Genomic DNA, 14,245 nt, shown 5'->3' with positions numbered 1-14,245 from the left:
GCCCCCGTGGATTCGGGGACGGGCCGCGGTGGTGAAGCGGTGGTGGGCGGAAGCCCGGCGTCAGCCGCCGTTCTTCGCGCCACGGCGGCGCATACCGAAGTACACCGCGCCGCCGCCGACGACCACGAGGGCGCCCGCGACACCGGCGATCAGGCCGGTGTTGGAGTTGGCACCGGTCTCGGCGAGGTTCGAGTCACCGATGGCCGCGGACGGCGCGTTGCTCGGGACGTCGGACGCCGGGGCCGCGGCGCTCTCGGACGCCGAGCCGGACGGGGAGGCGTCTCCCTTGGCCGGCTTGGTCTCCGACGGGGACGGCTTGGCCGACTCGGAGGCCGAGTCGCTCGGAGCCGGGGTGGCCTCCTTGCCGCACGCCGTGGCCGGGGTGGTCAGGTTCGGCGTGATGTCCTTGTTGTTGATGAACCGGGGCACGTTGACGCTGACGCGGTAGACAGCGCCGGGCTTCCAGTCCTCGTCGAAGGTGATCTTGGCGCCTTCCTTGGTGCCGGTCACCTCCTGCTCGCCGATCTTCTTCTCGTCGGCGCCGTTGTTCTCCAGGAACACCGTGACGGTGGCCTTCTGGCCGGAGAAGTCCTTGTCGGTGACGACGATGGAACCCTTGCCACCGTTGCAGACGGCCTCGGCCGAGAACTCACTGATGTTGCACGCGAGAGCCTGGCCGGAGACGCCCAGGACCAGCGCGGCGGACGCGGAGGCGAGACCCAGGATGCGCACGGAGCGGCGTGCGTTGCGGCGGGATATGGACAAGTCCTGTCCTTTGCTGAGTGCAGAACTGCGGGGGGTAGTGGGGGAGTTGGGGCGGGGTGAGGCACAGTCCCGGTACCCCCACGAGACACACAGGTTTATAAGCGCTCCATAAGGAGTGTCAATGCGTAGGCACCTGTGAGCCGTTGACTTTACCGTCTTATTAACTGAAGAGACGTTTCAACGCCTCGGGCGCCGACTCTATCCGGTCGCTTACGTGGCCAACTACCGCCCCCGCAACGGCAAAAGGCGTCGGCGTCCGGTCACCCGGACGCCAACGCCTCGCTCGCGTCAGCACATTGACGGTCAGTCCTGGATCGCCGCCGGGTCCATCCACATGACCTCCCAGGTGTGCCCGTCCAGGTCGTCGAAGGCGCGACCGTACATGAAGCCGTGGTCCTGGGGCTCGCCGTGGGCCGTGCCGCCCGCCGCGATCGCCTTGTCCACCAGCTCGTCCACCCGCTCGCGGCTCTCGGCGCTCAGACAGAGCAGCACCTCGCTGGAGGTCCGCGCGTCCACGATCTCCTTGTCGGTGAAGCGGGCGTAGTGCTCGCGCGTCATGAGCATCGCCACGATGGTGTCGCTGATGACGACACAGGCGCACTCGTCGGTGCTGAACTGCGGGTTGATCTCGTAGCCCAGCTCCGTGAAGAACTTCCGCGTGGCCGGGACGTCGGCGGTGACCAGGTTGACGAAGATCATCTGGCGGTACATGGGGCCCTCCGGGGTCCGTGTGTTCGATGGTGTCCGCCTGTGTAGACGGCGGACCGTCCCGGAACTCATCGGTTGGCTCAGCGGCTTGTGCTCAGCGGCTTGTGGGCAGCGCGGACAGATAGGCGATCAGCAGGGTCAGCGGGCCGAACACCGCGAGCAGGGCGGCCGCCCGCAGCGCGGCGGCGCTGCGCAGCATCGTCGCCGGGGCGCCGAGACGCAGCAGCGCGGCGGTGGTGTCGGCGCGGGACTGGCGCGCCTCCACGGCGGCGGTCAGCAGCGTGGCCAGCGTGCAGCCGGCCACCACCAGCGTGCCGAGCAGGGTCAGCGGGCCGAAGGGCGGCGCGGAGCCGTCGTACAGCACGGTCATCGCGAACGCGGCGGACACCACCGCGCAGAGCACGCCGAGCGGGCGCCCGATCCGCGTGGCCTCCGCCATCAGGACCCGCCCGGCGAGCAGCCTGAGCGCGCCGGGCCGCGTGCTCTGCAGCAGGAGCCCGGCGAGGTACGTCAGCCCCGGTGCGGCCAGGACGAGACCGAGTGCGGTGAGCATCCAGCCCACGAGCACCGCCGCGCCCTCGGCGGGCAGCGCGGCGAGCGAGGGGGCGGGGGTGACCCGGCCCGCGTACGCCTGGACGGCGAGACCGCCCGCCAGCGCGGCGACACCCCAGGGGAAACCGTCCGGTGCCTCGCGCGGGGCGGGCGGTACGGCGACGGCATCGGGTGCGCCGACGGTCGCACCGGCACCCGCACCGGCACCCGCGTCGTCCGACTCGCCGGCGCTCTCGTCGTCGGCCGGGGGCTCGGCCGCCGCGCCCGGACGGCCTCCGAGCGCCGTGTCGAACCAGCGCGCCCCCGGCCGCCCGTCCCTGGGGCGCAGGGCGAGGGCGACCGTCAGCGAGGCGACGGCCGGGGCGAGGGTGAGCAGGGTCAGCACGGCCGGTACGGGCAGCGGCTGGTCGGCGGCGAGCAGCTTGGCGCCGTCGCCGTCGAACGGCATCCCCGTGATGTCGCCGCGCAGGTGCAGGAAGAACATCAGGGCCACCAGCGAGCCCAGTACGCAGGAGAGCGCCGTGGTCAGCGCGGAGATCGCCATCAGCCGCCCGGGACCGAGCCCGACCGCCGAAAGCCCCGGGCGCGGCCGGGTGCCGGGGTCGGTGCGGGCCACCGCGAGCGCGAGGTACGCGGTGGCGGCGAGCGGCACCAGGCACCAGGCCAGGCGCAGCGCGCCCGCGCCCGGGGTCGTGGGGTGGCCGAGCGCGTAGCCGAGGGAGCCGAGCAGCAGGAACCCGGTGCCCGCCGAGGCCGCGGCCACCAGCAGGCGGCGCAGCTGGACGGCGGGCCGGGCGGCACGGGTCAGGCGGAGAGCGAGCACGCGGCCCGGCCCTCCTTCTCCTCCGCGTCCGGCAGATGCACGGTCTTCACGCGCCGGCCGTCGAGCAGGGAGACGGTGCGGTCCGCGAGGGCCGCGGTCTCGGAGTCGTGGGTGGCGAGGACCACGGTGATGCCGTGCGAACGGGCGGCCGTGGTGAGGGTGCGCAGCACATGTCCCCGGTCGGCGCGGTGCAGCGGAGCGGTGGGCTCGTCGGCGAAGAGGACCGTGGGCCCGGTGGCGAGCGCGCGGGCGATGGCGACGCGCTGGCATTCGGCGTGCAGCAGCGCGTGCGGGCGCTTGCGGGACTTGTCGCCGACGTCCAGGCGCTCCAGCCACTCCATGGCGGCCACCTTGGCCCGGCGCCGGCTCGTGCCGCGCAGCATCAGGGGGAGCGCGGCGTTCTCCCAGACGTTCAGCTCGGGGACGAGGGCCGGGGCCGGGTCGATCCAGCCGAACCGGTCGCGGCGCAGCCGTTCGCGGGCGAACGGGCCCATGGTGTGCACGGGGGAGCTGTTGAACCAGACCTCGCCGTCCCGCACGCGCACCTGGCCGGACAGACAGCGCAGCAGGGTGGTCTTGCCGCTGCCGCGCGGGCCGCCGACGGCGAGGATCTCGCCCTCGCGCACTCCGAGCGAGATCCCGGCGATGCCGGGTGAGCCGTCGGGGTGCCTGAAGGTGAGGGAGCGTGCCCAGAGCACGTCGTTGTCCGGCGGGGCCTCCATGGCGTACACCTCGGTTCTGATCCGTTTTCCCGTGTCCGTCCCCCGTCCGGGGGAACGAAACACCGGGCCGATCGGTCACTGGCACGCTAGGCAGCCGCTGGTCCGCGCCGGGACAGCACACGGCCCCGGGCCGCCGTTCTCACTCGAACGGGCGGCGCCGGGGCCGGGGCCGGTCGACCGACCGGAGGCATCCGCGCGGGAGGTCAGAGCTTGGTCCACGCCTCCGTCAGGGTGGCGCGCAGGATCTGCTCGATCTCGTCGAAGGTCTCCTGGTCGGAGATCAGCGGCGGGGCGAGCTGGATCACCGGGTCGCCCCGGTCGTCGGCGCGGCAGTAGAGGCCGTTCTCGAACAGCTTCTTGGAGACGAAGCCGTAGAGGATGCGCTCGATCTCGTCGCCGTCGAAGGACTCCTTGGTGTTCTTGTCCTTGACCAGCTCGATGCCGTAGAAGAAGCCGTTGCCGCGGACGTCGCCGACGATCGGCAGGTCGTGCAGCTTCTCCAGGGTCGAGCGGAAGGCGCCCTCGTTGTCGAGGACGTGCTGGTTGAGGCCCTCGCGCTCGAACAGGTCGAGGTTGGCGAGGCCGACGGCGGCGGAGACCGGGTGGCCGCCGAAGGTGTAGCCGTGCAGGAAGACGTTGTCGCCGCGGTAGAAGGGCTCGGCGATGCGGTCGGAGACGATCGTCGCGCCGATCGGGGAGTAGCCCGAGGTCATGCCCTTGGCGCAGGTGATGATGTCCGGGACGTAGCCGAACTTGTCGCAGGCGAACATCGTGCCCAGGCGGCCGAAGGCGCAGATGACCTCGTCCGAGACGAGCAGCACGTCGTGCCGGTCGCAGATCTCGCGCACCCGCTGGAAGTACCCGGGCGGCGGCGGGAAGCAGCCGCCGGCGTTCTGCACCGGCTCCACGAAGACCGCGGCGACCGTGTCCGGCCCCTCGAACAGGATCTGCTGCTCGATCTGGTCGGCGGCCCAGCGGCCGAACGCCTCCGGGTCGTCGCCGAAGACCGGCGCGCGGTAGATGTTGGTGTTCGCGGCCTTGTGCGCGCCGGGCACCAGCGGCTCGAAGGGCGCCTTCAGGGCGGGCAGTCCGGTGATGGAGAGGGCGCCCTGCGGGGTGCCGTGGTAGGCCAGCGAGCGGGATATGACCTTGTGCTTGGTCGGCTTGCCGGTCAGCTTGAAGTACTGCTTGGCGAGCTTCCAGGCGGTCTCGACGGCCTCGCCGCCGCCGGTGGTGAAGAAGACCTTGTTGAGGTCCCCGGGCGCGTACCCGGCCAGCCGCTCGGCCAGCTCGATCGCCTTGGGGTGGGCGTAGGACCACACCGGGAAGAAGGCCAGCTCCTGGGCCTGCTTGAGGGCGGTCTCGGCCAGCTCCACCCGGCCGTGTCCGGCCTGGACCACGAACAGGCCCGCGAGGCCGTCGAGGTAGCGCCTGCCCTTGTCGTCGTAGATGGAGGTGCCCTCGCCCCGGACGATGGTCGGGACGGGGGAGTTCTCGTACGAGGACATGCGGGTGAAGTGCATCCACAGGTGGTCGTACGCGCTGCGGCTGAGGTCCTTCTGGGTCACGGTTATCGGGTTCCCCACATGTAGGTCTGCTTCTTGAGCTTCAGGTAGACGAAGCTCTCGGTGGAGCGCACGCCGGGCAGGGCCCGGATGCGCCGGTTGATCACGTCCAGCAGGTGGTCGTCGTCCTCGCAGACGATCTCGGCGAGGACGTCGAACGAGCCCGCGGTCATCACCACGTACTCGACGTCCGGCATGGCGGTCAGCGCGTCCGCGACGGACTCCACGTCGCCCTCGACGTGGATCCCGACCATCGCCTGCCGGCGGAAGCCCACGGTGAGCGGGTCCGTGACGGCGACGATCTGCATCACGCCCTGGTCGAGCAGCTTCTGCACGCGCTGGCGCACGGCCGCCTCGGAGAGGCCGACCGCCTTGCCGATCGCGGCGTAGGGCCTGCGGCCGTCCTCCTGGAGCTGCTCGATGATGGCGAGGGAGACGGCGTCCAGCTGGGGAGTGCCGCTCCTGGACTCGCGGGCGGAGTCCCTGTGTTCTGCGCTTCGACTGGCCACGCCCACACTGTGCACGACGTCTCGACAGTTTCGCAAGGCTCGATCGATGAAATTCGTTGTTTACGAGGGTGGAGTGTGCGGATTTCGCAGGACCGGTGGTGGTGGGGGTGTTGAAAACGTGGGTGTCGCGACTAGGGTTGGGCTGTCTCAGCCACCGGACAGCCGTGCTGCCCCGGGGGGCGGGACAGCTCGAACCCTCGAACCAGATCAGGAGGCCGGCAGTGAGCACCGAGCTGCGTCGTCTGCGCAACTACATCGACGGTGAGTTCCGGGACGCCGCCGACGGACGGACCACCGAGGTGGTCAACCCCGCGACCGGTGAGGCGTACGCGACCGCGCCGCTGTCCGGGCAGGAGGACGTGGACGCCGCCATGGCGGCCGCCGCCGCGGCCTTCCCCGCCTGGCGCGACACCACCCCCGCCGAGCGGCAGAAGGCCCTGCTGAAGATCGCGGACGCCTTCGAGGAGCGGGCCGAGGAACTGATCGCGGCCGAGGTGGAGAACACCGGCAAGCCGGTCGGGCTCACCCGCACCGAGGAAATCCCGCCGATGGTCGACCAGATCCGCTTCTTCGCGGGCGCGGCCCGGATGCTGGAGGGGCGCTCCGCGGGCGAGTACATGGAGGGCCTCACCTCGATCATCCGCCGCGAGCCGGTCGGCGTCTGCGCCCAGGTCGCGCCGTGGAACTACCCGATGATGATGGCGGTGTGGAAGTTCGCCCCGGCCCTCGCGGCGGGCAACACGGTCGTGCTCAAGCCGTCCGACACCACCCCCGCCTCCACGGTCCTGATCGCGGAGATCCTCGGCTCGATCCTGCCCAAGGGCGTCTTCAACGTCGTCTGCGGCGACCGCGACACCGGCCGCCGCATGATCGAGCACCCCGTCCCGGCGATGGCCTCCATCACCGGCTCGGTGCGCGCGGGCATGTCGGTCGCCGAGTCCGCGGCCAAGGACCTCAAGCGGGTCCACCTGGAGCTGGGCGGCAAGGCGCCGGTCGTCGTCTTCGAGGACACCGACATCCCCAAGGCCGTCGAGGACATCTCGGTCGCGGGCTTCTTCAACGCCGGCCAGGACTGCACCGCCGCCACGCGCGTCCTCGTCCAGGAGTCCATCCACGACGAGTTCGTCGCGGCGCTCGCCAAGGCCGCGCAGGAGACCAAGACCGGGCAGCCGGACGACGAGGACGTGCTCTACGGTCCGCTGAACAACCCCAACCAGCTCAAGCAGGTCTCCGGCTTCATCGAGCGGCTCCCCGCCCACGCCAAGGTCGAGGCGGGCGGCCACCAGGTCGGTGACAAGGGCTACTTCTACGCCCCGACCGTCGTCTCCGGCCTCAACCAGGACGACGAGATCGTCCAGAACGAGGTCTTCGGCCCCGTCATCACCGTCCAGTCCTTCACCGACGAGGACCAGGCCGTCGAGTGGGCCAACGGCGTCGACTACGCGCTGGCCTCCTCGGTGTGGACCAAGGACCACGGGCGCGCGATGCGGATGTCCAAGAAGCTGGACTTCGGCTGTGTGTGGATCAACACCCACATCCCGCTGGTCGCGGAGATGCCGCACGGCGGCTTCAAGAAGTCGGGCTACGGCAAGGACCTGTCGGGGTACGGCTTCGAGGACTACACGCGGATCAAGCACGTGATGACCTCGCTCGACGCGTAGGCGCTTCGCCGGGTCCGGCCGGGTTGGTGCGGTCGTATGCCGGCCGCGGGCGCGTGGGGGCTGTTCGCGCAGTTCCCCGCGCCCGTTCGGTCCGGCCTCGGATTGTCTCTTTTGCGGCTCGGGCGGCACACTTTCCGAGTGCTTCACACCTCTGTTCGTGGTTCCGCCCCCTCCCGCCGGACCCTGCTGCGTGCTCTCGGGGGTACCGCCGCGCTCGGCGCGGTCGCCGGGTGCGGGGTGCCCTCGGCGTACGTACGCGCCGGTGCGCGGTCGGCGCCGGACCGCTCGGCGAGTGACCACCGGCTGGTCTGGTCGAACTGGCCGCTGTACATCGACACCGATGACGACAACCCGAACAAGCGGCCCACGCTGGACGCCTTCGAGAAGCGCACCGGGATCTCCGTCGACTACGTCGAGGAGATCAACGACAACGACGAGTTCTTCGGCAAGGTCAGCCCGGCGCTGATGAACCACCGGCCGACCGACCGCGACCTGATCGTCATCAGCGACTGGATGTGCGCGCGGTACGTCCGCCTCGGCTGGGTCCAGCGGATGGACCGCGCCCACCAGCCCAACGTCGCGAGGTACCTGGACCCGCTGCTGCGCTCGCCGGCCTTCGACCCGGGCCGTCTCTACACCGTGCCCTGGCAGTCCGGGATCACCGGCATCGCCTACAACCACCGCAGGCTCGGCCGCGAGATCCGGCACGTGAAGGACCTCTGGGCACCCGACCTCAAGGGCCGGGTGACGCTGCTCTCCGGACTGGACGAGGCGTTCGCGCTGCTGATGCAGTCCAACGGCGTCGACATCACGAAGTGGACGGCGGACGACTTCCACACCATCTGCGACCAGGTGGCCCACCAGGTCCGCCGCGGCCAGATCCGCCGCTTCACCGGCAACGACTACACCAAGGACCTGGTCAGCGGCGACGTCCTCGCCTGCCAGGCCTACTCCGGCGACGTCATCCAGCTCCAGGCCGACAACCCCGACATCCGCTTCGTCGTCCCCGAGGAGGGCGCCGAACTCTGGTCGGACTCCCTGATGATCCCCGACCTGGCCGCCCACAAGTCCAACGCCGAACGCCTGGTGGACTACTACTACGCCCCGGACGTCGCCGCGAAGCTCGCCGCCTGGGTCAACTACGTCTGCCCCGTCCCCGCCGCCCAGGACGTCCTGGCCTCCTCCGGGGACAAGGACACCGCGGCCCTCGCGGACAACCCCCTGATCTTCCCCGACCCGACGATGCGCTCCCGCCTGGCGATAGCCCGGGACATCACGTCCACGGAACGGGTGGAGTTCGCACGGCGCTGGAACCGGATCGCGGGGCTCTGAGAGCCCTCAGCCCAGTCCCCGCTCCTCCAGTGCCGTCCGCAGTGAGCGCAGGGCGTAGTAGACGCGGGACTTCACGGTGCCCTGGGGGACGCCGAGGGCCGCGGCGGCCTGCTGGGTGGTGCGGTCCTCGAAGAACGTCGCCTCCAGGACGTCCCGGTGCGCGGGTGTCAGCGCCTCCAGGGCGTCCTGGACCACGATCGCCGACAGCATGTGCTCCATCTGGTCGGCCTCGGCGCCCAGTTCGGTCAGCCAGGTCGCGCCGCCGACCTCCGCGGGACGGGCCCGGCGGGTGCGGTGCGCGTCGATGACGAGGTTGCGCGCGACCCGGAACATCCAGGGGCGTACGGCCATCCCCTCGCGGTCGGTGAGGTTCCGCTTGTTCCAGCAGCGCAGCAGCGTCTCCTGGACGACGTCCTCCGCCCGGTGCGTGTCCCCGCCCAGCAGCCGCAGCACGTACGCGTGGAGCGCCGGACCGTGCTCGACGTAGAGGTCGCCCAGCGCCCGTTCGTCCGGGGTCGTCGCGCTCGCCGACCCGATCACCGTCATGTTCATGGTGTGCTCCCGCTCCTCGTGCTCCTCGCGAGGCAGCCCGGCCGGGAAACGGCCGGGGCTGCCGGGACTCGGGAGTGTTCCGAGGGCGGTTCCACACTCGATTGACGGCCGGTCCACGACGGCGTACACGCGGGTGCCCGGGTCAGGCGTACGCCTCCAGGGACTCCACCTGGCCGCGCACCCGCTCGGCGAGTTCCGCGTGGCCGGGCGGGAGCGGGCCCCGGCTGCCGAGGCGGTCCCACATGTGCAGCAGCTCGCGCCCGTGCACGACGGCCGCCCGCTCGTCGTCGAGCCGCTGCCAGGCGGCCGCCGCCCGCACGACCTCGGTCGGCGCCTGCGCGTCCCCGGCCCCGCAGCGGCTGCGGGCCACGGACAGCGCGAGCACGGTCGCCTCGCGGTGCCGGCCGCTCAGGTGCGCGAGGTACGCCTCCACCGCGCGGGCCTGGAGGGTGTGCGGATGCTCGGTCCCGGCCGAGCCGGCCAGGCGCTCGCGCAGCGCGGTCGCCTCGGCGAGTGCTTCGTCCAAGTGGCCGATCCGCGCGAGGGTGTTGATGCGGGTCACGGGCTCCGCCAGCTGCGGCGGGACCTCCGCGGCGGGGTCCGGGGCGGGTGCGGGGGGCGCCGGGGGAGTGGCGCGGGCGGCGGCGGTGGCGCGGGCGCGGGCGAGTACGGCGGCGATGGCGGAGCGGTCCTGGGGCCTCCCGGGTTCCTCGGGGGCGTCCTCCGGCTTCCCGAACGTGTTCTCGGGTGTGGTCTCGGGCGCGTCCTCGGGTGTGGTCTCGGGCGTGTCCTGCGTCTCCTCGGACGGCAGCACGCGGCTGGAGCCGTCCGGGGAGACCTCCAGGACGAAGCGGTCCGTGTCCTCGGCCACGGCAGCCGCCACGGCCGAGCCCCGCCGCTCGGCGTACCGCTGCAGCCGGTCGAGGACGGCGTCGTGCACGGAGCCGCCGGGCCCCGCCGTGACGGTCTCCCCGTCGATGACGGCGAACTCGCCGCCGGACACGCGTACCTGGTGACTGATCATGACCATCCTCCTCAGAGGGAACCGTCGGTGGGAGTGGGAGTGACGCCGGGGGTCGCGCCGTCGGGCGGTGCGGCGACGCCCGCGTACTTGGCGAACTGGGCGCGGATCGAGGCGACATACCCCTGTGCCTCCGCCGTGCTCGGTACGCCCTTCGCCGCGAGGACGGAGTCCATCCCGACGTCGTACGCGGCCAGCGCGAGGTCCAGCGCGGTGCCCTGGGCCCGGCCGTCGTCGATCGCCCGCTGGGCCTGGTCGGCGAGGTCGCACATGTAACGGCCCTGGGCCATGACGGAGTCCGCCGCGTCCAGCGCGGAGACCTTGTCGTTGTCGTCGTCGTCCTTGCCGTACTTCTCGAAGACGTCGGGCGGCAGTTGGGAGAGACCCTTCTCGCCGTCCGGCCCCACCAGCGAGGCGTTGAACGAGGACTCCCTCTCCACCTGCGCGGCGATGACGATCGGACCGACCGCCTCGCACAGGGCGCCCGCCTTCTCGATGGGGTCGACGAGGTCGTCCGGGACGGTGTCCTCGTCGAGTGTGCCCTTGCCGTCGCCGTTGAAGATCTCGACCGCCTGGCTCGCCTGGTCCTCGGGCGAGGAGCCCCCGGAGTCGCCCCCGCCGCCGAACAGCAGGATCAGCGCGATGAGCGGGGCCAGCAGGACGCCGAGTCCACCGAAGACGATCACCACCACGATCGTGCCGAGCAGGACCACGGGCGACAGCAGACAGCCGCAGCCCGCCCCGGCGGCCATGGTGTTCCTGACGGCGTTCGAGGCGCCCTGCTCCCCGCCGTCCCCGTTCTCCGCGCTCATCCGCGCCCGCCTTCTTCCTCTCGCCTTGAACCGCTGTGCCCGGACGGCCCGTTGTGCTGTCCGTCGGACTCGGCACACCCAACGGGTCCTGGAGCGAAGAAGTTCAAACCGGTGGAAAACAGATGAGTCAGAGCAGCGGAAGCGCGAGCGGAGAGGGAGGCGGGACACACATGGGCACTCCGTCGGCGACACCGCCGGGTCCACGGGCCTGGGAGCGGGGCCCCACGGCCACGTCCGTGTCCGGGGTCGCAGCAACCCCCGTGGCCCCCCAGGGGGTTCGGCCCGCGGCCCCTGTCGCGCGCACCGCGCCCCGCCCGGCGCCTCCCGCGCGCCGCGCCGGTGCGGCCCCCTGGGACGAGCCCCGGCGCACCGTCCCCTCGCGCGCGGAGTCGAGGGACGCCGTCGGATGGGTCAAGGCGCACGGCGGGGCCGGTGCCACCTCGCTGGCCGACCTGCTCGGCGGGGTGGACGTGGGCGCCCGCTGGCCGGAGCCCGCACGAGGCGAACCGCGCCGGATCGTGCTGGTCGGCCGGACCAGCGCCCACGGGATGCGGTCCGTGTCACGGGCGCTCGGTGCGCTGCACGAGGGCAGGGCGCCGCACGGGCTCGAACTGCTGGCCGTGGTGCTCGTCGCCGACGCCCCCGCCCGGCTGCCGCTCGGCCTGCTGCGCCGCGTCCGGGTCCTGCGCTCGGCCGCCCATGTGCACCGGGTGCCGTGGATACCGGCCTGGCGGGTGGGTGCCGAGCCGAGGACCGTCCCCCGTCAACTGGCCACGCTCGCCCGCCTGGTGGGCGCCGACACGCAGGCCGGGGTGAGCGCGTGACGAGCCACCGTCTCCTCGCGGGTCCCCTGCTGGCCGCCTTCGACCCGGGCGGCGACGCCGGGACCCTGCTCAACCTGCTCGCCTGGTGCGCCTCCGCCGCCGGAGTCGGCGGGCTCATCGTCGTCGGCACCCGGATGGCCCTCCAGCTGCGCCGGGGCGACCCCGGGGAGGGCGGCGAGCACTTCCGCGGCGTCTTCTTCGTCACCCTCGGCTGTCTGCTCGCCACCTGCGCCGGACCGCTCGTCGCGGCCCTCGGCTCGCTGCAACTGCTCGACCCCTGAGCGCCGTACCCCCTCGTCGCAACCGCACGCCCCCGCCGCCCGCCGTCCGCGCCGGGCGCCCCGACTCCCGGAGATCCCCATGTCCTCACTGCTGTTCGAAGCCTCCAGCCTCCTGGCCTCGGGCGTGCCCCAGCCGACCCGGCAGGCGCCCGGCGAACTGACCGCGAAGGTCGACACCGTGCTCGGCATCGCCGCCTGGGCCGGTACGGCCGCCGGGGTCGCCGGGGTGCTGGTCACCGGCGCGATGATGGCCCTCTCCCTGAAGCGGGGCGAGAGCTCGGAGCACATGAGCCGCCTCGGCATGGTGCTCGGCGGCTGCGTCCTGGTCGCGACAGCCGGACCGCTGGTCGCCTTCGTCTTCAACTGACGTCTTCGACCGACCTCGCCCAGCGTCGACTTCGACGGAAGCGCACACAGGGAGCACTGGTGATGTTCACACGCAGACGGCGCCGGACCGTGCAGGAGGGGCCGTACTGGAAGCAGCGCGGCTGGCAGATGTCGGCGGGCTTCCTCGCGGCCGTGGTCGTCCTCGCCGGGATCGTCGCACTGACCTCGGGCGGCGACGGCACGGACCACGCCGAGGCCGCCGGCTCCGGCGGTCCGCCGACGGGCGGTGCCCTCGCCACCGACGGCCGCCCCCCGGGGTGCCACACCGACGAGGCGCCCGGGAACACGGTGCCCGCGACGGCCCCGCGGGACATCCGCTGGCGCGCCGTCGGCGTCGTCCGCGTACCGGTGTCGGCGGCAGCCGGTCCCACCGTGACCGACCGGGCGCCGTGGTGGTGCTTCGCGCACACGCCCGTCGGTTCCGTGCTCGCCGCCCAGGTCATCACCTCGCAGATGAGCGAGGCCCACTGGCGGACCGTGGCCGACCGGCAGCTCGTCCCGGGCCGGGGTCGCGACCGGTTCGTCTTCCACCGCTCCACCGTGCGCACCACCGGCGCCGAGCGGCGCCCCGACAGCGCCTCGGTCTCGTCGTACGCGGGGTTCGCCGTGACCCGGTACGACGGCCGGGACTCCACCGTGGACCTGCTCATCAGGAGCAGCCAGGGGTACGCCGCGACCAGTATCGACCTGCGCTGGAGCGACGGTGACTGGAAGGTGCTGCCCGCCGGGGACGGCTCCCTGCACAGCCCGGTGCGCTCGGTCCAGAACGCCAACGGCTACCTCGTGTGGGGAGGGGCGCGGACATGAGCTGCGACGACGGCAATCCGCTGCTGAACGCCCTGGTCGGGTTCTTCAGCTTCCTCGGCGACCCCATCGGCACGATCATGAAGGGGATCGCGGACTTCGTCCTCGCCGCCGCCGTCGAGGTGTTCGGCGACCTGATCACCAGCATCCCGACCCTGCCGAACACGAACACCTCCAAGGACATCAACAACCAGTCCCAGTGGATCGTGGTCTATCTGGCGGTGGGCTCGCTGCTGTTCGCCGCCGCGCGGATGGCAGCCGAGCAGCGCGGTGACGCGGGCAGGACCGCGCTGAAGGGCATCCTGCGGGTGATCTTCGTCTCCGGCGCGGCCACCACCGTCGTCACGGCGGCGGCCAGCCTGTCGGACCGCTACTCGGACTATCTGTTCCAGCAGGGCGCGCAGCGCCAGCTCGACTCGATCGGCCAGTGCTCGGACGGCGGCGGCATCCAGGCGTTCCTGCTGATGGTGCTCGCCTTCCTGCTGCTGCTCGCCGGGATCGTCCAGACCGTCCTGCTCTACATCCGGCTCGGCGTGATGATCCTGCTGCTCGGCACCCTGCCGCTGGCCGCCGCCGCCTCCATGACGGACTGGGGCGCGGGCTGGTGGCGCAAGCACGTCGGCTGGATGGTCGCCTGGCTGCTGTACAAACCGGCCGCGGGACTCGTGATGTACGCGGGCTCGGTGATGACGACGTACAGCTCGGGCGACGGCGACGGCAGCGACGTCAACGTCCGTATCGCCGGCATCGGCGTGATGCTGCTGTCCGCCGTCGCGCTGCCCGCGCTGCTGAAGCTCGTGGTGCCCGCGACCGCCGCGCTGGGCACGGGCGGCGTCGAGGATCACCTCGATGCCCGCCTCGTGCAGCGCCCGCACCGCCGACTTGAACTCCAGGACCTGCTGGCCCCGGTCGCCCCAGGAGGCGTAG

At 72.0% G+C, this 14,245-nt stretch carries 16 protein-coding genes; 7 read left to right on the top strand and 9 right to left on the bottom strand.

The window, feature by feature from the left end; genetic code table 11:
• Positions 1-60: 60 nt before the first annotated feature.
• The 6 genes from ACWEEU_RS24455 to ACWEEU_RS24430 all read right to left on the bottom strand — a co-directional run bounded on the left by ACWEEU_RS24455 (position 61) and on the right by ACWEEU_RS24430 (position 5,659).
• A complete protein-coding gene (locus tag ACWEEU_RS24455; protein WP_385743165.1) occupies positions 61-765 on the bottom strand; it encodes an LAETG motif-containing sortase-dependent surface protein in 705 nt (234 codons plus the stop codon).
• A gap of 303 nt (positions 766-1,068) precedes the next feature.
• Positions 1,069-1,476 (bottom strand): VOC family protein, encoded by a 408-nt coding sequence (locus ACWEEU_RS24450; protein WP_385743163.1) that lies wholly within the window; start codon positions 1,474-1,476, stop codon positions 1,069-1,071.
• 91 nt (positions 1,477-1,567) lie between these two features.
• On the bottom strand, positions 1,568-2,848 hold the full coding sequence (locus ACWEEU_RS24445) for a hypothetical protein (protein ID WP_451734958.1): 1,281 nt from the start codon (positions 2,846-2,848) through the stop codon (positions 1,568-1,570).
• Positions 2,830-3,570 (bottom strand): ABC transporter ATP-binding protein, encoded by a 741-nt coding sequence (locus tag ACWEEU_RS24440; RefSeq protein WP_451734956.1) that lies wholly within the window; start codon positions 3,568-3,570, stop codon positions 2,830-2,832. The genes ACWEEU_RS24445 and ACWEEU_RS24440 overlap by 19 nt, the downstream gene beginning before the upstream one ends.
• A gap of 203 nt (positions 3,571-3,773) precedes the next feature.
• Positions 3,774-5,138, bottom strand: a complete 1,365-nt coding sequence (locus ACWEEU_RS24435) for an aspartate aminotransferase family protein (RefSeq protein WP_385743157.1) — start codon at positions 5,136-5,138, stop codon at positions 3,774-3,776.
• A gap of 2 nt (positions 5,139-5,140) precedes the next feature.
• Entirely contained in the window at positions 5,141-5,659 is a 519-nt protein-coding gene (locus ACWEEU_RS24430) for an Lrp/AsnC family transcriptional regulator (protein ID WP_385743155.1), read from the bottom strand.
• 206 nt (positions 5,660-5,865) lie between these two features.
• On the opposite strand from ACWEEU_RS24430, the gene ACWEEU_RS24425 reads away from it, so the two are divergent.
• On the top strand, positions 5,866-7,305 hold the full coding sequence (locus ACWEEU_RS24425) for a gamma-aminobutyraldehyde dehydrogenase (protein WP_451734954.1): 1,440 nt from the start codon (positions 5,866-5,868) through the stop codon (positions 7,303-7,305).
• Positions 7,306-7,443: 138 nt separating this feature from the next.
• Positions 7,444-8,637: an extracellular solute-binding protein gene (locus tag ACWEEU_RS24420; protein WP_451734952.1), complete on the top strand. Its 1,194-nt coding sequence runs from the start codon at positions 7,444-7,446 to the stop codon at positions 8,635-8,637.
• 6 nt (positions 8,638-8,643) lie between these two features.
• On the opposite strand, the gene ACWEEU_RS24415 is transcribed toward ACWEEU_RS24420, so the two are convergent.
• The 3 genes from ACWEEU_RS24415 to ACWEEU_RS24405 all read right to left on the bottom strand — a co-directional run bounded on the left by ACWEEU_RS24415 (position 8,644) and on the right by ACWEEU_RS24405 (position 11,022).
• Positions 8,644-9,189, bottom strand: a complete 546-nt coding sequence (locus ACWEEU_RS24415) for a sigma-70 family RNA polymerase sigma factor (RefSeq protein WP_385743149.1) — start codon at positions 9,187-9,189, stop codon at positions 8,644-8,646.
• A 142-nt stretch (positions 9,190-9,331) separates the two neighbouring features.
• Complete coding sequence (locus ACWEEU_RS24410) at positions 9,332-10,213, bottom strand: hypothetical protein (protein ID WP_451734950.1); 882 nt, start codon at positions 10,211-10,213, stop codon at positions 9,332-9,334.
• Positions 10,214-10,224: 11 nt separating this feature from the next.
• The gene (locus ACWEEU_RS24405) at positions 10,225-11,022 is read right to left on the bottom strand and encodes a lytic transglycosylase domain-containing protein (protein ID WP_451734948.1); all 798 of its coding nucleotides are present in this window, start codon (positions 11,020-11,022) and stop codon (positions 10,225-10,227) included.
• A gap of 260 nt (positions 11,023-11,282) precedes the next feature.
• On the opposite strand from ACWEEU_RS24405, the gene ACWEEU_RS24400 reads away from it, so the two are divergent.
• The 5 genes from ACWEEU_RS24400 to ACWEEU_RS24380 all read left to right on the top strand — a co-directional run.
• The gene (locus ACWEEU_RS24400; RefSeq protein WP_451734946.1) at positions 11,283-11,846 is read left to right on the top strand and encodes a hypothetical protein; all 564 of its coding nucleotides are present in this window, start codon (positions 11,283-11,285) and stop codon (positions 11,844-11,846) included.
• Positions 11,843-12,127 carry a hypothetical protein gene (locus tag ACWEEU_RS24395; protein WP_385743142.1) on the top strand — a complete coding sequence of 95 codons (285 nt, stop codon included), beginning with the start codon at positions 11,843-11,845 and terminating at the stop codon, positions 12,125-12,127. Before ACWEEU_RS24400 ends, ACWEEU_RS24395 begins: the two co-directional genes overlap by 4 nt.
• Before the next feature lie 79 nt (positions 12,128-12,206).
• Positions 12,207-12,494: a hypothetical protein gene (locus tag ACWEEU_RS24390; protein WP_385743140.1), complete on the top strand. Its 288-nt coding sequence runs from the start codon at positions 12,207-12,209 to the stop codon at positions 12,492-12,494.
• A gap of 62 nt (positions 12,495-12,556) precedes the next feature.
• Positions 12,557-13,321: a hypothetical protein gene (locus ACWEEU_RS24385; protein ID WP_451734944.1), complete on the top strand. Its 765-nt coding sequence runs from the start codon at positions 12,557-12,559 to the stop codon at positions 13,319-13,321.
• Positions 13,318-14,245: hypothetical protein (locus tag ACWEEU_RS24380; protein ID WP_451734942.1), on the top strand; the 928-nt coding region annotated here is incomplete at its 3' end. The genes ACWEEU_RS24385 and ACWEEU_RS24380, both read left to right, overlap by 4 nt.

This window comes from Streptomyces sp. NPDC005004, assembly GCF_053600675.1.
The sequence above is the reverse complement of the archived record's forward strand: the minus strand, read 5'-3'. Positions and strand labels throughout refer to the sequence as shown.

What these genes read in the sequence shown, in the direction of transcription:
- ACWEEU_RS24440 (WP_451734956.1), bottom strand. Translation starts at nt 3,570, where the DNA reads ATGGAGGCCCCGCCGGACAACGACGTGCTCTGGGCACGCTCCCTCACC.
- ACWEEU_RS24415 (WP_385743149.1), bottom strand. Translation starts at nt 9,189, where the DNA reads ATGAACATGACGGTGATCGGGTCGGCGAGCGCGACGACCCCGGACGAA.
- ACWEEU_RS24450 (WP_385743163.1), bottom strand. Translation starts at nt 1,476, where the DNA reads ATGTACCGCCAGATGATCTTCGTCAACCTGGTCACCGCCGACGTCCCG.
- ACWEEU_RS24410 (WP_451734950.1), bottom strand. Translation starts at nt 10,213, where the DNA reads ATGATCAGTCACCAGGTACGCGTGTCCGGCGGCGAGTTCGCCGTCATC.
- ACWEEU_RS24390 (WP_385743140.1), top strand. Translation starts at nt 12,207, where the DNA reads ATGTCCTCACTGCTGTTCGAAGCCTCCAGCCTCCTGGCCTCGGGCGTG.
- ACWEEU_RS24385 (WP_451734944.1), top strand. Translation starts at nt 12,557, where the DNA reads ATGTTCACACGCAGACGGCGCCGGACCGTGCAGGAGGGGCCGTACTGG.
- ACWEEU_RS24405 (WP_451734948.1), bottom strand. Translation starts at nt 11,022, where the DNA reads ATGAGCGCGGAGAACGGGGACGGCGGGGAGCAGGGCGCCTCGAACGCC.